Below are 20,330 nucleotides of genomic sequence, written 5' to 3'. Positions count from 1 at the left end.
GGACGGCGGACGGCGGACGGCGGACGGCACGATGAGAGTGATGCCTGTGAGGCATCAAGATGACTCACAGGCATCACTCTCAATAGAGCGGGCGGCTCCGATCCGGCCGGACCACGGGCCCGCGAGCGGCGGTTCACCAGCGGCCGAAGCGGCCGGTCGTCGTCTGGGCCTTACGCAGGCCGGCCAAGGGCTTTGACACACGGCCTAACCGGCGTAGAGCAGCAGCAGGCCAGCGACGGTGTAGGCGACCATCAGCGCGAGCAACGGGAGCTGACCGACGACCGCCCGCGCGCGGGGGAACAGGTACAGGGCGCGGTCGTGGGCGAGCAGGGTGCCGAGCAGGTGCCCGACGATGATGACGGTGATCTGGAGGTTGGCCACCCCGGACGGGGTGACCAGCGCGGTGTGCGGTTCCCAGCCCGCGGTGCCGAAGACGTCCGCTCCGGTGTCGCGGGGGTCGGAGAGCAGCGCGACGGTGCGCTGACCCTCCAGGATCAGCAGCGAGTAGTAGTGCGCCACCACGTAGCCCACCGCGATCGGCACGATCGAGTGCGCGATCTCGCCCGGCACCCGCCGCGCGGCGACCGCGCCAGCGTCCGCCCGCTCGTTGCGACCGACGCGGGCCGCGACGCCGGTGGCGGCGAGGTACGCCACAGCGACCGCCCCGATGACCAGGACCAGTCCGGCGCTGCCGGTGACCGCCGGGTGCAGCCCGTTCTCCTGGGCGAAGCGCAGCCATGCCGGCGCGTTGGAGAGGCTGTCGAACATGGTCGAGCCGAGCAGCACGATGACCACGGCGACCAGCCCGGGACGGGGTCGCAGACCGGCGATCCCGTCGAGCGGGTTGCGCCACACCAGCACACCGTCGGCGGCCCTGCCGATCGGAGCGAGCCGGCCGACGAGCGCGCTGTAGACCTCGAACGGGTCGGCCCGGTCGAACCATTCCGCGCCGAACAGCACCGCGCCGGCCAGCATCACCACGGCGTACCCGGCCAGCCACGCGGTGATGACCGGCAGGGTGGCCCGGTCCGGCGCGACCAGTTCGAGCCAGACGAATGCGAAGAGGGTGACCGCGCCGGGCCAGAGGCCCACGCCGCCAGGCAGTTCGCGGATGCCGCGCGCCGGGTCGCGCCGGGCCGCGAGCGCGCCGAGCAGATGCACGGTACGCAGCGGGTTGACCGCCCGCCAGAAGGGGCCGATCAGCAGCGAGACGGGCACCAGGCCGACCCAGAGGAGCACGTAGAGCGCGCCGGCCGTGGGATTGTCCGGGGTGTCCGGCCCGGCGAGCAGGCCGACGCAGAACCAGCCGGTGGCGAGCAACCCCAGTGCGCGCAGCACCCACCGGAACGTGGGGGCGTCGAGGGCGCGGGCCAGCCGGTCCGGCACGGGCCGGCCACCGGCGGCGTCCCGGTCGAGGCGCGGTTCGCGCCAGAGCAGGCCCAACGCGAGGAACGTGACGACCAGGGTCAGGGCGGCGGCGACGACGAGTTCGGGCAGCGTGATCGGAAGGTCCTGGCGGCCGCCGACGCCGTGCGCCAGCAGTGTGGGAGCGGCGGACATGCCGATCAGCGGACGACGAGCTGGAACAGCACCAGCTCGGTCTCGTGCGTCTCGACCTCGAACAGCCCGGTCTTGTCGGCCCGGAACTCGACCATGCCCGGCGCGCCGGCCGGCAGGCGAGCGCCCAGGTCGTAGCCGTGCACGTGCAGTTCGTCGGCGACGTCCGAGGTGACCGTGATCCGGACCAACTGGCCCTTGGTCACCGTCACCCGGCCGGTCGGCGGGGTGACCCGTCGCTTGGCGACGGTCACGGTGATCTCCCGGTCGACCGCGGTCGTGCTGGGCGTGGCGGCGGGAGTGGGGCTGCCCGGGGTGACCGACGCGGCGGACGTGGTCGGCGCGGCGGCCGACGTCGGGGCCGTCGAGGGTGTGGCGACGGACGGGTCGTCATCGTGGCCGCAGCCCGCGGCGAGCAGGGCGGTGAGCAGACCGGTGACCACGAGGGCGGCGGAGCGGACGGTGGGGCGCGGACCGGGGACGGGCACGGCGGACTCCGAACGACGCGGGGGGACGGGGTGTCGAGATGATCGTCGGAGGGTGAACTCTACGTCTTGTTCGGCGACGGGGAAATGACCATGATGAACGAATGCGATCGAGGCTCGCCACTGTCGGTAACAACGTGAGTCGTACCCTCGCGGTGCTGGCCGCGCTGCTGGTGGCGGCACTGGCGCTGCCCGCCGCCCCGGCGTCCGCGCACGGCCAGTTGGCGACCTCCACCCCGCTGACCGGCACCGTGGTGCGCCAGCCTCTCGCCCAGGTGGGGTTGTACTTCACGGAGAAGCCGGCCGCCAACGCGCACTTCACCCTCAGCGGCCCGAACGGGTCGCGGGTGGACAGCGGCTGGTCGCACGGCGAGCCGAAGCGGTTGGACAAGCCGGTCCAGGAGTACTTCATGGTCAACGGCGTCTTCGAGCCGCGGCTGTACCACACCGGCTTCCCCGCGATGGTGGCCGTCGCGCACTGGCCGGCGAAGGGCAGGTACACCGCCAGTTACCTCACGGTCGCCTCCGACGGCGAGGCGGTGCGGGGCACCGTCACGTTCGACTACCAGGGGCCGAGCACGGCGGCCCCGGCCGGCTGGACGGCCCCGACGGACGGTCCCGATCCCGCCCTGCTCGCCCAGGCCGAGGGCGGCACGTCGGCGTCCGCCGTACCGGCCGCGACACTCGACCCGGCGATCACCCCCGCCGCCGCGCCGCCGGCGTCCTCGAAGGAGAAGGGACTTCCCTCGTGGGTGGTACCCGCGGCCATCGTCGCCGTCGTGGGCACGCTCATCCTCGTGGCGGCCCGCCGTCGCCCCGCCGCCCGGCCGGCGGGTAAGGCTGCCCGCCCGCGCGGCGGCGCCGCACGTCCAACAGGCGGCAGCCTCCCGCGTCCACGCGGCGGAACGAACCGCCGTCCGGCTCGCCGCGGACGCCGCTGAGGCCGGTCACATCCCTGGACATTCGGGGATCAGTGCCGCGAGCTTTCGCACGGACATCGGGAACTTTTGATGTATCGATGCAAAGGCATGGACACCCTGATCGAAACCCCTTAATGTCTCGACCCATCAACCCGGTGTTTCCGGATCGTCACTCGTCGGCGTCGAGGACGTTACGGACCGGGCCGGCGGCCACCCACCTCACCATCGCTGCATGCCGGCCGCCGGTCACTCCTCATCCTCGTTGGAGGAACGATGGGTACACGGCTGCCTCGCCGATTCCGCAGTCCCGTCCTGGGCGCGCTCGCGCTCGTCCTCACCGTCGGCTTCTGGGCCGACCCGGCCGACGCCGCCGCAGAGCAGGAACCGGGCGTCACCCTGCGCGTCTACGACGTCCAGGTGCCGCTTTCCGAGATCTGCACGCTCAAGCCCGCGCAGACCCCGAACGTCGACAAGCTCATGTCCACGATCAACTGGACGTCGGCGGCCGACTTCGGCTTCGACGACAACTTCGTCTCGCAGGTGCTCGGCAACATCACCGTCACCCAGGCCGGCAGCTACACCTTCCGGCTCAGCAGCGACGACGGGTCCAAGCTCACGATCGACAACACCGTCGTCGTCGACCACGACGGTCTGCACGGCGCCACCCCACCCAAGGAGGGCACGGTCACCCTCGCCACCGGCCTGCATCCACTGCGCATCGACCACTTCGAGCGCGGTGGTGACCAGCAGATCACCCTGGAGTGGCGTACGCCCGGCTCGTCGTCCTTCGTGGTCGTACCGAACTCGGCGTTGAGCACCGACGCCGGGGTCGTCCGGGTCACCGCACCGGGACGCAAGGAGTGCGAGGGCGTCAGCGACACGCCCGGTGACGGCCTGCCGCTGACCGGCGTGCACCCCGGTTACACGCTCACGAACCTGCGACCCAGCGGCTTCCAGCCGAAGGTCACCGGGATGGACTGGCTGCCCGACGGACGGCTGGTCATCAGCACCTGGGGTGGCAGCGACCAGTCCGGCACCTCCCAGGACGGCGAGGTGTACATCATGGGCGGCACCGGCGGCGCGACAAGTCCCGGGGCGGTGACCACCAAGAAGATCGCCGGTGGCCTCAAGGAGCCGATGGGGCTCAAGGTCGTCGACGGCGTGGTCTACGTGTCGGAGAAGCAGCGGCTGACCCGGCTCGTGGACACCACCGGCGACGAGGTGGCCGACCGTCTCGACACCGTCGCCACCTGGCCGTACGGCGGCAAGTTCCACGAGTTCGCGTTCGGTCTGCTCTACCAGGACGGGTTCTTCTACGTGAACCTGTCGGTGTCGATCGACTACGGCGGCGCGACCACCGTGCCGCAGCCCGCCGCCAACCGGGGCACCACCATCAAGGTCAACAAGGACACCGGCGCGGTCAGCTACGTCGCGGGCGGCCTGCGGACACCACACGGCATCGGTTGGGGGCCGGAGGGCGGCATCTTCGTCACCGACAACCAGGGCGGCTGGCTGCCGTCGTCGAAGCTGGTGCACATCAAGCAGGGCCGCTTCTTCAACCACTACACGACCCCGGCCGGTCCGTTCGACACCAACCCGGTCACCCCGCCGGTGCTCTGGATGCCGCAGAACGAGATCGCCAACTCGCCGAGCACGCCGCTCTACCTCACCAGCGGGCGGTACGCCGGCCAGTTCGTCATCGGCGACGTCACCTACGGCGGTCTCCAACGCGCCTCCGTGGAGAAGGTCAACGGCGAGTACCAGGGCGCGCTGTTCCGACTCACCCAGGGTTTGGAGGCGGGCGTCTCCGAGGTGAACCTCGGCCCGGACGGCGCGATCTACGTCGGCGGGCTCGGCGCCGGGGGCAACTGGGGGCAGACCGGCAAGCTGACGTACGGGTTGCAGAAGCTCACCCCGAACAGCGCCAGCACCTTCGAGATGCTGGCGATGCGTGCCACCACCACCGGTTTCGAGGTGGAGTACACCCAGCCCGTCTCGGCAGCGACCGCCGCCAACCTCGCGTCCCACTACAAGATCAAGCAATGGCGGTACGTGGCCACCTCGGCCTACGGCGGGCCGAAGATCGACGAGGAGACCCTCACCGTCACCTCGGCCACTCTCTCGTCGGACGGAAAGAAGGTGAGCCTGGCGGTGGCCGGCCGCAAGGCCGGTCGGGTGGTGCACCTGCGCTCGCCGCGCCCGTTCACCTCCACCAGCGGCCAGTCACTGTGGAGCACCGAGGCGTGGTACACGCTCAACTCCATCCCGGGCAGCCCGCCGCCGCCGATCGGCGGCACCATCACCGGCGTCGGCGGCAAGTGCCTGGACGTCGACAACTCGGGCACCGCCGACGGTACGAAGATCCAGCTCTGGACCTGCAACGGCACCGCCGCCCAGTCGTGGACCCGGGTCGGCGACACGTACCGGGTGCTCGGCAAGTGCCTGGACGTGGACAACGCGGGCACCGCGAACGGTACGAAGATCCAGCTCTGGACCTGCAACGGCACCGGCGCGCAGGTCTGGCAGCCACAGAGCGACGGATCCATCCGCAACCCGCAGTCTGGCAAGATCATGGAGGCCGCCGGCGGTAACACCGGCGACGGCACCCAGATCCAGCTCGGCACGTACGCGGGCGGCGCACACCAGAAGTGGGTGGTCAGCAGCGGGGTAACCGGCTGACCTCGGACGAGGGGGCGTGGTCAGACCGGCGGGTCGGGCCACGCCCCGTCTCGTGAGCCGTGTGGGAACCGACGCTCAGCGGAACAGCACCGGTCGGTTCCCCCGCGCGCCGACGAGGTGGCCGCTGATGTTGATGTCCTCGATCCAGTCGGTCTCCCACACGCCCCGGGTGGTCAGGTCGGTCATCACACCGTTGCGCCAGAGGAACGGGTGCCACGCGGCGCTGGCGGTGGCGCTCTGGCCCACCACCACCCCCCGGTCGTTTACCGCTGTGGCGTGGCTCCGGTCGCCGCCGAGCGTGCCGAGGTCGGTGAGTGTCCCGTTCTGCCAGCGGAACGCCCGGCCGTTCGCCGCGCCCACCACCTGACCCCGGTTGTTGATCCCGAGCGCCGCGCTGCCGATCTGGGTCAGGACGCCGTCGCGCAACCGGCCACCGACGCAGGTGCACGGGTAGTCCTGCGGCGGCACGTTGAACCCGCCCACCACGTCGCCCGCGTTGTTGAAGTCGGCGGTGAACTCGTAGAAGTACTCCTGACCCAGGTCGGTGAAGACCCTGTCGCGCCACAGGAAACGGTGCCGCATGTCGTCGGCCGGATCGCTGGTGCCGAGCACCTGCCGCCGGTCGTTGACGCCGATCGCCACACTGTTCTCCCCGCCCAGGGTGCCAAGGTCGCGGAGGTGGCCGTCGCGCCAGAGCACCGCGCGGGTCAGGTAGTCCGAGCCGAACGAGGTGATCGCCACGTCACCGAACTCGTTGACGTCCACGGCGCTGGAATCGGTGTCACCGGGCAGCACGCCCAGGTCGGTGATGACGCCGTGTCGCCAGAGCACGGCGTGCCGGGCGCCGCCGGCGACGGTGCTCCAGCCGACGATGTCGCCGCGGTCGTTCATCGCCGTCGCAGCGCCGTCACCCCCGCTCAGGGTGCCGAGGTCGACGACCCGATAGCTGTGCGGGGACGCGACGACGGGAGCGGGAGCGAGGGTGATCATCGCGACGACGGTCGTCACTGCGGTCAGCAGGGGACGCGGGGACACCAAGGACGCCAAGGGGGACGCTCCTCCGGATCGGAGCGGCGACGACCCGGCGGACGGGCGCGGGACAACCGCCACTGCGCGTTCGATCGGTTACGCACAGTAGATCCGGTGTCGTGGCGGCACGCCAGGGACCGAACGGTCACCGACGCATCAGGCGCGCGTCGGTCAGGGGCCGTGCGGCAGCGGTTGGGCCAGCGCCCGCAGGTCCGCCGGGAGCTGCGCCAGGGCGTCGGTGAACTCCCGGTGGCCGACCACCCGGTGCATCGTCTGAAGAACCGCCCGTGCGCCCCGCTCGGCGCCGGGCCGATCCGTGCCGGCACGGTCGGCGACGCGGCGCAGGAACTCGTCGTACCCGAATGTCTCGGGCGGTTCGGCGGCCTTGACCAGCAGCGGGCTCAGCTCGTCGGCCACGTGCGGAGCGAGCGCGGACGCCTCGCCGCCGCTGAGGCGCTCGGTGAGTGTCCGCAGGACCGCCTCGGTCAGCGAGCGCGCCTCTTCCGGCGGGATGCCCGCCCGTGCCGCGACCTTGTCGACGAACGCCAGTTCGGCCATGGTCCCGCCCCTTCCGTCGCCGGAACGCGTGGCTACCCGGGCCGGACGGCGGCAAACCCGGGCCCTCCCGCCGGTGGTTCTGTCGGTTGCGCCGCGTCCCACCGACGCCGTCTCGTACGGTGAGGTCGGACCGGGACCACGGCGGCCGCCCGACGGCGGCCCATGCCGCAGGAGGAGCAGATGACGGTCGACCTGCCCGACGTGATCGACAGGTACTTCCGGGCGGTCGGCGACGGTGACCTGGACGCCTTCGTCGCCTGCTTCGCGGACACCGCGAGCGTGGCCGACGGGGACCGCCTGTACGACGGCCGGCCCTCCATCCGATCCTGGCGGGAGCGGACGATGTCGGAGTACTCGTACACCGCCGAGCCGGTGCGGGTCACGCCCCAGGCCGGCGACTCGTACCTGGTCCTCACGCGGGTGTCCGGCGACTTCCCCGGCAGCCCGATCGAGCTGCGGTACCGGTTCACCCTGCGCGACGGCCTGATCGGCGCCCTGGACATCCGCCCGTAGCGACCGCCCGTCGCCCGTTCCGAAGGAGATGCCGTGCCGGTACGCGACGTGGGCGCGATCGAGGACATGCGTCCAGATCTCCAGCGTCGGCGACCGGGTCGCCAGCCGGGCGATCCCGCGAAGCGGCGCGGGCGATCATCGAGATCACCCGCGTCGACGACCCGCCGGCACGGCTGCTGCTGGGCGTCGACGCGGTCGCGGCCGCATCGACGGTCGCCGAGGCACTCGCCGCGTCCGACGCGCGGTGGCGCGAGCTGAGCGAGTCCGTCGCGTTCGACGCGGGGTCCTGACCCGTCCGCCGCCGCACAGTGGCCGCGCCTTCTTGATCAACCGCCGAATGGAGGACACGGCTGGGCGGCTGTCGGATGACATGATGTCCCGACAACGGCTGACGCTACGAGGAAGGATGCTGCTGTCCGATGGCGCACTTCGAGGCCCGCACGTCCACGACACCCGGGCGGATCGTGGTCACGCTGACCGGTGAGTGCGACCTGGCGGCCCAGCCCGAGCTGACGACCGTGCTGTCCGCGGCGGTGCGCGCCGCGTCGGTGGTGGTGGTCGACGTCGGCGGGCTGCGGTTCATGGACTCGACGGGCCTGCACGGCCTGGTGACCGCCCATCAGGCGGCACGCGCGACCGGTCGTCGTCTGTACGCGGTCAACGCGTCCGGCCCGGTCGCGACCGTCCTCGACATCACCGGCATCGGCAACCTGCTGCGTCCGCCCGTCGACGACCCGCGGCTGGCGGGCTGATGGCGACCGACCGTCGGGAGACCCACGCGGTGGCCGAGGAGCCTGCGTTCGCCTCGCGCACCGACACGATGACGTACGAGGTGGCGTCCGACCTGCGGGCGTTGCGCGCCTTCGTCTGGGACGCCGCCACCGCGCGGGGCCTGTCGGCCGAGCGGGTGGAGCTGCTGGTGCTCGCGGTCAGCGAGCTGGCGACCAACACGTTGCAGCACACCGTCGGCGGTGGCCGGGTCCGGCTCTGGGCCGAGGGCGACCAGGTGTTCTGCGACGTCGTCGACCAGGGCCCGGCACGGGCGCTCGGCCGGGACATGCCCGCCGCCAACGCCGTACGGGGCCGCGGACTGGCCATCGTCGAGCAGGTCTGCGACGAGGTGACCGTGCGGGCCGCCCCCGAGGGGACGATCGTCCGGATCAGGCTCGGACGCTGAGCCGGCCAGCGTGCTGAGCACCTGTTCGGGGTGCGGGCCTAGCGCATGGTGGCGCGGGCGGCGGTGTCGATGAAATCTGCCACCGGACCGGGTTTCGAGACAGCCACGGCGTGCGACCCGTCGACCTCGATCACGGTGGACCCCGCCCGGTCGGCCAGGAAGCGTTGCAGGTCCGGCGGAATGCCCTGGTCCTGCTTGCTGATCAGGGTCCACGACGGGATCGTCTTCCAGGCCGCCTTGGTCACGGACCCGGTCTGGGCGCTCGCCGTCGCAGGCCGCTGCGTGACCGCCATCAACTCGGCGACCTCGGGGGCGACGTCGGCCGCGAACACGGCCGGGAACTTGTCCTGCTGGATGTACTGGTCCATCCCCGTCCCACCGTCAGGCAGGGGGAAGGGGACCATCTTGATGGACGTGACGAGCTGGCTGCCGGGATACTTCATGACCAGGTCGACCACGCTCTCGCCGACGTCCGGGCTGATGCTGGCGACGTACACCAGGGCCTTGACGTTGGCCGCGCCGTCCGCGGCCTCGGTGATCACCAGTCCGCCGTAGGAGTGGGCGACCATCACGACCGGCCCGTCGATGCTGTCCACGACGGAACGCGCGTAGGCCGCGTCCTCCTGGACACCGCGCAGCGGGTTGGCGACAGCGATGGCCGGATAGCCTCGGCGCCTGAGGTGGGCGATCACCCCGTTCCAGCTCGACGAGTCGGCGAAGGCCCCGTGCACGAGCACGATGGTGGGCAACCCCGCCTGCTGGCCGGACGTGTCAGGCGCGTTCATTCGGCATCACCTTTCGTGGCATAGAGCCAGTATTCGGGATGAAAGACGCCCAGGTCGGTGATTCGGATGGACGGGTGGCGCGCCGCCGCGCCCATGCGTCCACGTCCGGGCGGTGCGGCCTGCCACAATGCGGTCAGTCCGGACGGCGGCGCCGGGAGCGGGAGACCGGGAGGACGGTGCCATGCCGGACAGCGCACGCGAGGCGGAGCTGCTCGACGCCGAACGCACCCTGCAGGCCGCGCAGAGGGCCGGTGACGTCGCGGCCCTCGACCAGTTGCTGGTCGACCAACTGATCGCGATCGGCCCCGACGGCCGCAAGCACACCAAGGCGGAGGATCTCGCCGCGCACCGGGACCGGACCTCGGTCGTCGAGGAGCTCACCGAGGAGGAGTTGGACCTGCTTGTCGTCGGATCGACAGGTGTGACGTTCTGCCTGGCCCGGGTCGCCGGAACGTTCGACGGCGCGCCGTTCAGCGCGCGCCTGCGCTACACCCGCACCTGGGTGCACGACGACCAGCACGGTTGGCGGGTCCTCGCCGCGCACATCAGCCAGGTCTGAGAGCCGGTCAGCTCACCGTCGCCTCGACCGGACCGATACGCAGCACGCCGTCGTGCAGCGGCGTGCAACGGACGCCACCCGTGGTGCGCAGCGCCTTCCAGGCGCCCGGCCCGACCGTGACGTCCATCCACGCGCAGGGGCGGGCGGCACGGTTCACGCGCAGGCCGACGGGGCCGTCGCCGGAGTCGAGGACCAGCACCCTGCCGATCAGCTCGTCCACGGCGAGGCCGATGGTGAGGATGTTGCGGCGGACCTGCGCCAGGCCGATGCCCGCCGGCAGCGATTCCTGGGCGATCACCGTGACACTCGCGTCGCGGTGCGCCTGCTTGCCGAAGTAGCGGTCGCCGACGATGCCGAGGCCGGCCCGGATCTGGACGGTGTCGACCAGCTCGCCGGGCGGGGCCGGCGCCGGGCCGTCGGAGGGCCGGCCCAGGAAGCGGTGTACGGGCGAGGCCAGCAACTCGACGATCTCCGGCATGGCAGGAATTGTACGAAGCGGACCGGCTCCGACGGGTCAGGTCCGCAGACGACTGGGCCCGCGCACTGGCTCGGGCTGTCGGCGAGGCCGGCGGCGACCGCCGTGGGGGTGGCTGCGGTAGTGAGCGGTATACCTCAGAGTCATGAATATGACCCTGAGGCATACCGCTCACTGGCACATCGCGCTGGCGGGCCAGCCGAAGCGGATGGCGAGCGTCTAGCTCGACCGCGATCCGGCCTGGGCCGGTGTGCCGGTCACGGTGAGATGGCGTGCTCGGCCGACATTGTCGAACGAGCCGAAGCCCACCCGCCCCGACCCGAACGTGGTGTCCTTCGCGGTCAGCAGCGGGTCGCGGTGCCCGTCGACGTAGACGGCGATCTCGCCGGTGGCCGGCAGGTGCACGACGCGTACGCGGTGCCACGCGGCGTCGGTGATCGCCGGGTTGGCCCCACGGGAGCGGCCGTTCCACTGGTGGTCGATGCGTTCCCGATCGGCATTGTTGACTTTGAAGATGCCGTTGTGCGGATAGATCGTGTTGTCGGTGGAGAGGTGGGCGTAGTAGAACTCGGTGTCCGAGCGCCAGCCGAAGACGATGATCACGTCCCGGTTGCTGACGTCGACCGGGGTGTCGAGTCGTACCCGAGTGTCGAGGAGCACCGACGACCAGGTCGGGCCGGCGGTCAGCACGGCGTACTCGAAGGGCCGGCGCGGGCCCGGCCGGCTCTCGCCGGCCTCGGCGAGGATGACCTCGTCGCGGGTGAACTGCCACTTCGTCGGCGTCACCGGCGCCCAGTTGGCGGCGCCGGCGGTGTGGCGCAGGGTGGTGCCGCCGACGTCGCCGCTGGCGAACTCCCGGGTGCCGGTGACCTTCCAGACCGTGCCGTTGGCCTTGGCGACGAGGTACAGCTCGCCGGCCGCGTCGGTGCCGAAGCGCAGGTCGACGCGGTTGGGGTCGCCGGGCGCGCCGGGTCCGGAGAGGTCCCGCATCCGCACCGGCGAACCCGCGGCGTCGAAGAGCGCGAGCTGGTGGATCGGGGCGAGGCCGTGGCCGCGGCGCATCTCGTTCGCCTCGGTGTAGAGCACCCGGCCGTCGACCAGGTCGCCGAAGACGTACTTGCCGCGCAGCGCCGGCACCGCGCGTCCGCGGTAGACGAAACCGCCGGCCACCGCGACGCCGACGTCCGCGGTGCAGTTCCAGTCCGCGGCGGGGTCGTGGTCGTACGCGGCGACGGGGTACGTGTAGCCGTAGCGCTCGTCGTCGGCGGGCAACGGGAACAGCCGGTCGCAGGGGTTGGTGGCCGCCTTGTCGAAGACGAAGGAGCCCTCGCGCTCGCTCCAGCCGAAGTTGTCGCCGGCGCGGACCTCGTAGATCGCCTCGACGGCGTGCTCACCGATGTGCCCGAGGTACATCCGGCCGGTCGCCCGGTCCCAGCTGAACCGGTGCGGGTCGCGGAAGCCCACGGCGTAGATCTCGCCGAGCGCCCCGGCCCGCCCGACGAACGGGTTGTCGGCGGGGATGCCGTACCGGCCGTTGGCGGAGCTGGTGCCCCTCGGGTCGATGCGCAGCAGCTTGCCGTGCGGCAGGCCGAGGTTCTGCGGGTCGGTGGTGCGCACGCCGAGGCCGCCGTCGCCGACCGCGAGGTACAGCAGGCCGTAGTCGCGGTCGTGGCGTTTCGCCGTGGGGTTGAAGTTGATCTCCTGGATGCCGTGCACCTGCCCGCCAAAGCCGATGCGCAGCACCTCCCGGCGGGTGCCGGCGAAGGTGTCGGCGGCCGGGTCGTCGGCCGTCCACTCGGTGATGACGCCGTGGTAGATCGTGCCGGCCTGGGCGTAGTCCGGTGGCGTGGTCGTCGCCGACGCCAACTCGGTGTGGATGGTGTAGAAACGGCCGTTGACGCCGAACTCGGGGTGGAAGGCGACGTAGCCGAAGCCCTGGCCGAGCCCCCGGCCGGAGAAGAACTGGGGCGCGAACGTCGCCGCCACGTCCAGGTAGACGTGCGGCACGCCGTTCTCGACCAGATAGAGGTTGCCGTTCAGGTCGGGCACCGCGCGCCGGCCGGACCCGTCGGGCAGCTCCATGATGGTGTTGATCCGGGCGGTCCGCATGAGCCGCTGGTCCGTCGGCGCGGGGGTCGGGTACGACTGCGGGAATCGCGCGTACTCGTCGAGGACCAGCCCGAGGCGGGACTGGGTCGGCATCTCGGGGATCGGGTCGTAGACGGCGTCGGCGGCCCGGGCGGGCGTGGCGAACAGGGTGGACAGCACCAGCACGAGCGCCGTGAGGCCGGCGGTCAGCGCGGTGGGGCGCAGCGCGCGGGGATGGTGGGCGGTGAGCACGCGTGTCTCCTTCTCGGTGGGACGGTGCCGAGGGTGGTCAGCGGGCGAGGTGGCGGTACTGCCGGCGCACGTCGGACGCGGAGACCACGCTGTCGAGGAACAGCAGGCCGTCCATCCGGCAGTCGCAGGGGTTGCGTTCCACCGTGTTCTGCGGGAAGCTCCCGCCGATCTTGATGCCCCGGGGGTCGGAGGCGGTGGTCACGTGCGGGCCGGGCCCCGCCACGAGCCACGGGTCGTCGGCGCGGGTGTAGAAGCCGTCGACGGGTTCGCCGTTGCGGTAGAGGGCCAGCGCGCCGGTGCCGAAGTCGAAGGTGGCGGCGAGGTGCACCCACTCCCCCACCGGCAGCAGCTCGCGCCAGTCCGGCCGCGCCGCGAACGTCTGCGAGTTGCCACCGTCGAGGCGGCGGCCGAGCGCGACGAGGCGCAGCTCGCCGTCGACGTCGATCAGCTCCAGCAGGGCCCGGACGCCGTGGCCTTCGGAGTCGCCGGTGAGCAGACCGGCGAGACCGATCGCGTTGTACCTGTCGTTCGGCTCGGCGGTGGTGGAGTTGGGCGCGGGGCTGTCCATGTTCAGCTTGAACCAGCCCATGATGGTGGTGCCGCCGGTGGCGCTGAACGCGCGTAGCGTCCGCACTCCGCTCGCCGACCAGGTGCCGGCCTTCCAGTCGTCGTTGCCGGTGGTCGTCGGGTCGACCTGCCGGGTCTGCACCGCGTTACCGCTGCCCCGGTAGGCGTGGTCGGGCACCCGCATCGCCGAGCCGCCGTTGACCAGCTCGATCTCGGTGCCGGAGCGCCCCTGGTCGCGTTCCAGGGCGGGGTCACCCGGCACCGGGTGGTCGAAGTCGTACGCGGCGACCACGTGCGCTCGCAGCGCCGGGTGGACGCCGCGGGCGACGCTCCGGTCCGCCTGGGCCGGCGGCGCTCCGACACCGGTCAGCACGCCGACCACCAGCAGCGAGACGGCGACGATTCGAGTCCTGGACATCGTTCACCTCGTTTCGCGGCACGCCGGTGCCCGGTACGTAAGCGCTTACGTAAGCGCTTACGTACCCTAGGCTTCGACGATCGTCACTGGCAATAGATCGGGTGACATGGATGTTTCCGGGGAGTTGCGGATGCCCAGGGCTGGCCAGCGGCCGCGCCTCGTGGAGGTGGCCGAACGCGCGGGGGTCTCACTGGCGACCGCCTCGCGAGCACTCGCCGGCCGCGAGGGGGTCAGCACCGAGGTGGCCGACCGGATTCGCCGGATCGCCCACGAGCTGGGGTACGTCGCCAACCCGTACGCCCGCACCCTGGCCGGGGGCGCCCGCTCCACCGTGGGGCTCATCGTCCACCAGGTCGACGATCCGTACTTCTCCGAGATCGCCGCAGGGGTCATCCAGCTCGCCGCCGAGCAGGGGCTGCTGGTGCAGATCTGCCAGTCCGGCCGGGATCCGGTCTACGAGCTGCGGCAACTACGCCACCTGATCGCACAGCGGGTCGGCATCATCCTGATCAGCGGCTCGGGGTACGACGACCCGAGGGTCGAGGCCGAGGCCCGCGCCGAGTTGGCGGCGTTCCAGGACCACGGTGGCCGGGTCGCCGCCATCGGCCGGCACGCGCTCGGTGTCGACGCCGTCCTACCGGACAACGAGGCCGGCGGGCACGCGCTCGCCGCGCACCTGATGGACCTCGGTCACCGGCACATCGCGGTCGCTGCCGGCAGCGCCGGCCTCACCACGGTCGCCGACCGGCTCGCCGGCGTGACGGCCGCGCTGCGGCAGCGCGGCCTGCGACCGGCCGACCTGACGGTCGTGCACGGGGACTTCACCCGCGGCGGCGGACGGGCGGCCACCGAGCAGATCCTCAACGAGCACCCGGAGACCACCGCGATCGTCGCGCTGAACGACGCCATGGCGACCGGCGTGCTCTCGACGCTGCGGTCGCGTCGCGTGCCGGTGCCGGCGCGGATCTCCGTCGTCGGCTTCGACGACGTCTCCGTCGCCGCCGACCTCGCGCCCAGCCTCACCACCATCCGGCTGCCGTTGACCGAGATGGGCCGTACGGCGCTCACCCTCGCCCTCAAGCCTCGTGCGGCGCGACCCCGTCGGCGCGCCACCGGTCACCTGCTGGTCGTCCGCGACTCGACCGGCCCCGCACCGACGACCTGAGCGGCGACGGGCGAGGTCAGACCGCCAGCGCCGCCCGCACGTCGCGCTCCGCCGTGACCCCACCGTCGCCGTGCGAGGTGACCCGCCCGGATTCGAGGACGTGGTAGCGGTTCGCCACCCGCAGCGCGAAGCCGAGGTGCTGTTCGACGAGCAGCACGCTGAAGCCCGACTGCCGGGTCAGCTCGACGATCCGCTCCTGGATCTCGGCGACCACCGACGGCTGGATGCCCTCGGTCGGCTCGTCGAGCATGAGCAGCCGCGGCCGGGTGATCAGGGCGCGGGCGATGGCGAGCTGTTGACGCTGACCGCCGGAGAGCAGCCCGGCCCGTCGCCGCAGCAAGGGGCGCAGCGCCGGGAACAGGTCCAGCACCTCCGCCGTGGCCACCGCCCCGTCACGCCGGCCGTCGGCGACCAGGCGCAGGTTCTCCGCCGCGGTCAGGTGCGGAAAACACTGCTGGCCCTGCGGGACGTACGCCATCCCGCGCGCCACCCGCTCGTGCGGCGCGAGACGGGTGACGTCCTCGCCGTCCAGCTCGACCACCCCGGCGCTCGGACGCAGCAGGCCGGCCGCGACCCGCAGCAGGGTGCTCTTGCCGGCGCCGTTGTGCCCGAGCACCGCGGCCACCCCGTCGGGTGGGACGGCGAGGTCCACCCCGTGCAGTACCCGGGAACGTCCGTAACCGGCGTGCACCCCACGCAGGGTCAGCATCATGCCTCCGAAGGACTGGGGACCGACCCGGCGGCGACCGGGTGGCCGAGGTAGACCTCCTGTACGCGCGGGTCCGCCTGGACCTGCGCCACCGTGCCCTCGCTGAGCACCTTGCCCGCGTGCAGCACGGTGACGCTGCGCGCGAAGCGCCGCAGGAAGTCCATGTCGTGCTCGATCACCACCACCGTGCGGTCCCGGCTGACCGTCTCCAGCAGTGCGCCCGTGGCGTCGCGCTCCTCGTGGCTCATCCCGGCGACCGGCTCGTCGAGCAGCAGCAGCCGCGCGTCCTGCACGAGCAGCATGCCGATCTCCAGCCACTGCTTCTGGCCGTGCGCGAGCGTGCCGGCGAGCTGGTCGGCACGCTCGATCAGCCCGATGGTCTCCAACGCGGCGGCGACCTCGTCCGGAATCCCCCGCCGACGCCGGGCGAGGGTCGCCCAGCTCCGGCGGGCGCCCGCCGCGATGTCGAGGTTCTGCACGACCGACAGCTCCTCGAAGATCGTCGACGTCTGGAACGTCCGACCGATGCCGAGGAGGCTGATCCGGTGCACGGGCCGACCCAGCAGCTCCTGGTCGCCGAAGCGGACCGAGCCGGTGGCCCGCACCAGGCCGGTGATCGCGTCGACCAGGGTGGTCTTGCCGGCGCCGTTCGGCCCGATCAGGAACCGGATGTCGCCGGCCGGCACCTCCAGCGAGACGCCGTCGACAGCGGTGAACCCGTCGAAGCTGACCCGCACGTCACGGACGGACAGCCCGTCCAGTCGGTCCTCGCTCATGCCGTGCTGGCCGGGCATGCCCTCACGGCCCTCGCTGCGCTCGGTGCGTTCACTCATGCCGTGCTGGCCGGGCATGCCCTCACGGCCCTCGCTGCGCTCGGTGCGTTCACTCATGCCACCTCCACCTCCGCCCGCTCGGCGCGCCGCCGACCCAGCGCCGACCACCCACGCCGGCTCGACGCGGGGTCCGCGTTGCCGCGGCGGGCCAGCGCCCACAGCGACGCCAGGCCGCCGGGCAGGAACGCCACCACCACCACGAAGAGCAACCCCTGCAGGTACGTCCAGGTGCCCGGGAACCGTTCCGAGAGGGCGGTACGCGCCCAGGCCACCGCGACCGCGCCGAGCACCGGGCCGAGCAGCGTGGCCCGGCCACCCACCGCGACTCCGATGACGAACTCGATCGACGGGACGATGCCGATCAGGGCGGGCGAGATGATGCCCACCGCCGGCACGAACAGCGCGCCGGCGAGGCCTGCCATGCCGGCCGCCACCACGTAGGCGACGAGCTTGACCGACGCCGGGTCGTAGCCGAGGAAACGGACCCGCTCCTCGCTGTCGCGCACCGCCACCAGCAGCTCGCCGTAGCGGCTGTGGATGAGCTGGCGGGCCAGGGCGAGCAGCGCCAGCAGGACGCCGGCGATGATGAAGTAGACCATCCGCTGGTTGACCGGGTCGTCGAGGTCGTAACCGAAGAAGCCCTGGATGTCGGTCAGCCCGTTGGTGCCGCCCGTGGTGCCCTGCTGCCCGATCAGCAGGATCACCATGGCGGCCGCGAGGGCCTGGCTGAGGATGGCGAAGTACGCGCCCCGCACGCGGCGACGGAACACCAGCGAGCCGAGCCCGAAGGCGACGACCATCGGCAGCAGCACCGTGGCGGGCAACGCGAACCAGGGGCTGGCGAACGGCCGCCACCACACGGGCAGTTCGTCGAGCTGCCCGTACAGCTGCATGAAGTCCGGCATCCCACCCGGGCCCGCGTCGGCGAGCTTGAGGTGCATGGCCATCGCGTAGCCGCCCAGGCCGAAGAAGACGCCCTGGCCGAGGGTGAGCATGCCGCCGCGCCCCCAGGCGATGCCGATGCCGACGGCCACCATGGCGACGCAGAGGTACTTGGCGAGCAGGGCCAGCCGGAAGTCCGACAACAGCAGCGGCGCGACGCCGAACAGCACCGCCGCGCCGAACGCGAACCCGGCCGCCGCGCGCAGCCGTGACCGGCCGCCGGACCGGCTCGGTGGCGCGGCGTCGGCCGGGGCGGGCGGTGTGGTGGTGCTCGGGGGCGCGGGTGTCACGGCGGTCATGCGAGGCTCCTGGTCCGCAGGGTGAACAGGCCCTGGGGCCGCCACTGGAGGAACGCGACGATCGCCACGAACACGATCACCTTGGCGACGCTGAGGGTCGTGAGGTACTCCCCGGTGGCCTGGAGCACACCGAGGGCGAAGGCGACGATCACGCTGCCCTTGAGCTGGCCGATCCCGCCGACCACGACGACCAGGAAGGCGTCGATGATCAGGTTGGTGCCCATGGTCGGGCCGATCGGGCCGAGCAGGGTCAGCGCCACCCCGGCGAGCCCGGCCAGGCCGGACCCGAGGAAGAACGTCGTCCGGTCGACCCGGGAGGTGGGGATGCCGGACACCGCGGCGAGGTCACGGTTCTGCACCACCGCTCGGATGCGACGCCCCAGCGGGGTGAGCCGCAGCGCCAGGGTGAGCGCGGCGACGGCGGACAGCGCCAGGGCGAGGATGAACAGCCGGTTGTTGGCGATGGTCAGCCCGCCGGGCAACGCCACGTTGCCGGTGAGCAGGTCCGGCGCGCGGGTCTGCACGTTCGGGCTGCCGAAGACGTCCCGCGCGAGCTGTTGCAGCATCAGCGACACACCCCAGGTGACCAGCAGGGTGTCCAGCGGGCGGGCGTAGAGCCGGCGGATCAGCAGGATCTCCAGCAGCACGCCCATCGTGCCGGCGACCACGAACGCCACCGGCAGCGCGACCACCAGCGACAGGCCAGCGGAGGTGATGCTCTGTTGCAGCACGTACGTGGTGTAGGCGCCGGCCATGATGAACTCGCCGTGCGCCATGTTGATGACGTTCATCTGGCCGAAGGTCAGCGCCAGCCCGAGGGCGATGAGCAGCAGCACCGCGCCGATGCTGATGCCGGTGAAGAGTTGACCGAAGAGGACTGTCACGGTGGGTACTCCGTACTGCTGGTCGGGGGGCCCGGGCGGGGCGCGTCGTCGCGCCGCCCGCCCGGGCCGGCGTCGTCAGCTCAGGCCGCTCGCCCACGGGTAGGTCTTGAGGTACGGGTCCGGCGTGACCGGCTTACCGGAGTTCCACACCTCGGTGATCAGGCCGTCGGCGCCGATCTTGCCGATGCGGGCGGTCTTGGCGATGTGCTGGGTCTTGCCGTCGACGGTGACCAGGCCCTCCGGCGCGTCGAAGGTGATCCCGTCGGAGGCGCCGCGGACCTTCTCGACGTCGAACGCGCCGGCCTTCTCGACCATCGCCTTCCACAGGTAGACGCTGACGTAGGCGGCCTCCATCGGGTCGCTCGTCGGCTTGTCCGCGCCGTACTTCGCCTTGTACGCGGCCACGAACTTCGTGTTCGCCGCGCCGGGCGTGGTCTGGTAGTAGTTCCAGGCGGTGAGCTGGCCCTGGAGGTACTGGGTGCCGATGCCCTTGACCTCTTCCTCGGCGATGGACACCGACACCACCGGCATCCCGGTCGCGGTCAGGCCCGCCGACTTGTACTCCTTGAAGAAGGCCACGTTGCTGTCACCGTTGAGGGTGTTGAAGACGGCCTTCGCACCGGACGACTTGACCTTGTTGACGATCGTGCCGAATTCGGTGGACCCGAGCGGCGCGTAATCCTCGCCGACCACTGTCATCCCGTTCGCCGCCGCGTACGCCTTGATGATTTTGTTGGCCGTGCGGGGGAAGACGTAGTCGCTGCCGACCAGGTAGACCGACTTCGTTCCCTGGGACTTGAGGTAGTCGAGCCCGGGAACGATCTGCTGGTTGGTCGTCGCGCCGGTGTAGAAGATGTAGGGCGACTGTTCCAGACCCTCGTACTGCACGGGGTAGAACAGCAGTGCCTTGTTCTTCTCGAACACCGGCTTGACCGCCTTGCGGCTCGCCGACGTCCAGCAGCCGAAGACGGCGGCCACCCGGTCCTCGGAGATGAGCTTCTCGGCCTTCTCCGCGAAGGTGGGCCAGTCCGAGGCGCCGTCCTCCCCGACCGGCTGGATCTTCTTGCCGAGGACGCCACCAGCCGCGTTGATCTCCTCGACGGCGAGCATGATGGAGTCGCGGACGGTGACCTCGCTGATCGCCATGGTGCCGGAGAGTGAGTTGAGCAGGCCCACCTTGACGGTGTCGCCGGAGACGTCGGCGGTGACGCCTGCCGCGCTGCCCTCGTCATTGGTCTTGCTGCCACACGCGGTCAGCGCGGCCGCGGCGACGAGGGTCATGGCACCCGCCAGGATGCGGCGGCCCCAAAGAAGTGACATCTAATCTCCCTGCGGTGCACTGAGGTAGCGAAAGGACGGTCGGTGCGGTCCGGTGGAGCTGACGTTGGCGATGCCGGGGCAACGGGTGGACGTCGCCTGTGGTCATCGCGTCGGGT

General features: G+C 71.5%; 20 protein-coding genes. 7 read left to right on the top strand and 13 right to left on the bottom strand.

All coding sequences use genetic code 11. From position 1 onward, the window contains the following. Positions 1 to 204: 204 nt before the first annotated feature. Positions 205 to 1,560 (bottom strand): hypothetical protein, encoded by a 1,356-nt coding sequence (locus ABZU91_RS25545; protein WP_355245293.1) that lies wholly within the window; start codon positions 1,558 to 1,560, stop codon positions 205 to 207. Positions 1,561 to 1,565: 5 nt separating this feature from the next. Continuing rightward, complete coding sequence (locus ABZU91_RS25540) at positions 1,566 to 2,045, bottom strand: hypothetical protein (RefSeq protein ID WP_355245290.1); 480 nt, start codon at positions 2,043 to 2,045, stop codon at positions 1,566 to 1,568. A 101-nt stretch (positions 2,046 to 2,146) separates the two neighbouring features. On the opposite strand from ABZU91_RS25540, the gene ABZU91_RS25535 reads away from it, so the two are divergent. Together ABZU91_RS25535 and ABZU91_RS25530 are read left to right on the top strand one after the other, a co-directional pair. After that, entirely contained in the window at positions 2,147 to 2,983 is an 837-nt protein-coding gene (locus ABZU91_RS25535; protein ID WP_355245287.1) for a copper resistance protein CopC, read from the top strand. 252 nt (positions 2,984 to 3,235) lie between these two features. Then, the gene (locus tag ABZU91_RS25530) at positions 3,236 to 5,641 is read left to right on the top strand and encodes a ricin-type beta-trefoil lectin domain protein (RefSeq protein ID WP_355245284.1); all 2,406 of its coding nucleotides are present in this window, start codon (positions 3,236 to 3,238) and stop codon (positions 5,639 to 5,641) included. Between the two features lie 75 nt (positions 5,642 to 5,716). Here the strand turns inward: ABZU91_RS25530 and ABZU91_RS25525 are convergent, their stop codons facing one another. Both ABZU91_RS25525 and ABZU91_RS25520 read right to left on the bottom strand, forming a co-directional pair. Continuing rightward, entirely contained in the window at positions 5,717 to 6,688 is a 972-nt protein-coding gene (locus ABZU91_RS25525; RefSeq protein ID WP_355245281.1) for a hypothetical protein, read from the bottom strand. Positions 6,689 to 6,841: 153 nt separating this feature from the next. Further along, positions 6,842 to 7,228, bottom strand: a complete 387-nt coding sequence (locus ABZU91_RS25520) for a DUF2267 domain-containing protein (RefSeq protein ID WP_355245278.1) — start codon at positions 7,226 to 7,228, stop codon at positions 6,842 to 6,844. 180 nt (positions 7,229 to 7,408) lie between these two features. Here ABZU91_RS25520 and ABZU91_RS25515 point away from each other — a divergent pair, with 180 nt between their 5' ends. The 3 genes from ABZU91_RS25515 (at position 7,409) to ABZU91_RS25505 (ending at position 8,918) form a co-directional block, all read left to right on the top strand. Then, positions 7,409 to 7,741, top strand: a complete 333-nt coding sequence (locus ABZU91_RS25515; RefSeq protein WP_355245275.1) for a nuclear transport factor 2 family protein — start codon at positions 7,409 to 7,411, stop codon at positions 7,739 to 7,741. 419 nt (positions 7,742 to 8,160) lie between these two features. Next, on the top strand, positions 8,161 to 8,493 hold the full coding sequence (locus tag ABZU91_RS25510) for an STAS domain-containing protein (RefSeq protein WP_355245272.1): 333 nt from the start codon (positions 8,161 to 8,163) through the stop codon (positions 8,491 to 8,493). Then, entirely contained in the window at positions 8,493 to 8,918 is a 426-nt protein-coding gene (locus ABZU91_RS25505; RefSeq protein WP_355245269.1) for an ATP-binding protein, read from the top strand. The genes ABZU91_RS25510 and ABZU91_RS25505 overlap by 1 nt, the downstream gene beginning before the upstream one ends. A 38-nt stretch (positions 8,919 to 8,956) precedes the next feature. On the opposite strand, the gene ABZU91_RS25500 is transcribed toward ABZU91_RS25505, so the two are convergent. After that, a complete protein-coding gene (locus ABZU91_RS25500; protein WP_355245266.1) occupies positions 8,957 to 9,703 on the bottom strand; it encodes an alpha/beta hydrolase in 747 nt (248 codons plus the stop codon). 181 nt (positions 9,704 to 9,884) lie between these two features. On the opposite strand from ABZU91_RS25500, the gene ABZU91_RS25495 reads away from it, so the two are divergent. Then, the gene (locus tag ABZU91_RS25495; protein WP_355245263.1) at positions 9,885 to 10,262 is read left to right on the top strand and encodes a nuclear transport factor 2 family protein; all 378 of its coding nucleotides are present in this window, start codon (positions 9,885 to 9,887) and stop codon (positions 10,260 to 10,262) included. 7 nt (positions 10,263 to 10,269) lie between these two features. On the opposite strand, the gene ABZU91_RS25490 is transcribed toward ABZU91_RS25495, so the two are convergent. The 3 genes from ABZU91_RS25490 to ABZU91_RS25480 form a co-directional block, all read right to left on the bottom strand. Then, the gene (locus ABZU91_RS25490) at positions 10,270 to 10,740 is read right to left on the bottom strand and encodes a molybdenum cofactor biosysynthesis protein (RefSeq protein WP_355245260.1); all 471 of its coding nucleotides are present in this window, start codon (positions 10,738 to 10,740) and stop codon (positions 10,270 to 10,272) included. Positions 10,741 to 10,956: 216 nt separating this feature from the next. Next, on the bottom strand, positions 10,957 to 13,077 hold the full coding sequence (locus ABZU91_RS25485; RefSeq protein WP_355245257.1) for a PQQ-dependent sugar dehydrogenase: 2,121 nt from the start codon (positions 13,075 to 13,077) through the stop codon (positions 10,957 to 10,959). 37 nt (positions 13,078 to 13,114) lie between these two features. Further along, the gene (locus tag ABZU91_RS25480; RefSeq protein WP_355245254.1) at positions 13,115 to 14,062 is read right to left on the bottom strand and encodes a LamG-like jellyroll fold domain-containing protein; all 948 of its coding nucleotides are present in this window, start codon (positions 14,060 to 14,062) and stop codon (positions 13,115 to 13,117) included. 130 nt (positions 14,063 to 14,192) lie between these two features. On the opposite strand from ABZU91_RS25480, the gene ABZU91_RS25475 reads away from it, so the two are divergent. Continuing rightward, positions 14,193 to 15,227 (top strand): LacI family DNA-binding transcriptional regulator, encoded by a 1,035-nt coding sequence (locus ABZU91_RS25475; RefSeq protein WP_355245251.1) that lies wholly within the window; start codon positions 14,193 to 14,195, stop codon positions 15,225 to 15,227. Positions 15,228 to 15,243: 16 nt separating this feature from the next. On the opposite strand, the gene urtE is transcribed toward ABZU91_RS25475, so the two are convergent. The 5 genes from urtE to urtA form a co-directional block, all read right to left on the bottom strand. Beyond that, the gene (gene urtE, locus ABZU91_RS25470; protein WP_355245248.1) at positions 15,244 to 15,936 is read right to left on the bottom strand and encodes an urea ABC transporter ATP-binding subunit UrtE; all 693 of its coding nucleotides are present in this window, start codon (positions 15,934 to 15,936) and stop codon (positions 15,244 to 15,246) included. Continuing rightward, complete coding sequence (gene urtD / locus ABZU91_RS25465; protein WP_355245245.1) at positions 15,936 to 16,826, bottom strand: urea ABC transporter ATP-binding protein UrtD; 891 nt, start codon at positions 16,824 to 16,826, stop codon at positions 15,936 to 15,938. The genes urtE and urtD overlap by 1 nt, the downstream gene beginning before the upstream one ends. Further along, positions 16,823 to 18,010 (bottom strand): urea ABC transporter permease subunit UrtC, encoded by a 1,188-nt coding sequence (urtC, locus tag ABZU91_RS25460; RefSeq protein ID WP_355245243.1) that lies wholly within the window; start codon positions 18,008 to 18,010, stop codon positions 16,823 to 16,825. The genes urtD and urtC overlap by 4 nt, the downstream gene beginning before the upstream one ends. After that, positions 18,007 to 18,894 (bottom strand): urea ABC transporter permease subunit UrtB, encoded by an 888-nt coding sequence (gene urtB, locus ABZU91_RS25455; protein WP_355245241.1) that lies wholly within the window; start codon positions 18,892 to 18,894, stop codon positions 18,007 to 18,009. The genes urtC and urtB overlap by 4 nt, the downstream gene beginning before the upstream one ends. 75 nt (positions 18,895 to 18,969) lie before the next feature. Continuing rightward, positions 18,970 to 20,214 carry an urea ABC transporter substrate-binding protein gene (urtA, locus tag ABZU91_RS25450; RefSeq protein WP_355245238.1) on the bottom strand — a complete coding sequence of 415 codons (1,245 nt, stop codon included), beginning with the start codon at positions 20,212 to 20,214 and terminating at the stop codon, positions 18,970 to 18,972. Between the last annotated feature and the right edge of the window lie 116 nt (positions 20,215 to 20,330).

Source organism: Micromonospora sp. NPDC005174, assembly GCF_040608495.1.
Classification (GTDB): domain Bacteria; phylum Actinomycetota; class Actinomycetes; order Mycobacteriales; family Micromonosporaceae; genus Micromonospora.
Note: the sequence above shows the minus strand (reverse complement) of the source record. Positions and strands in the feature narration are given on the sequence as shown.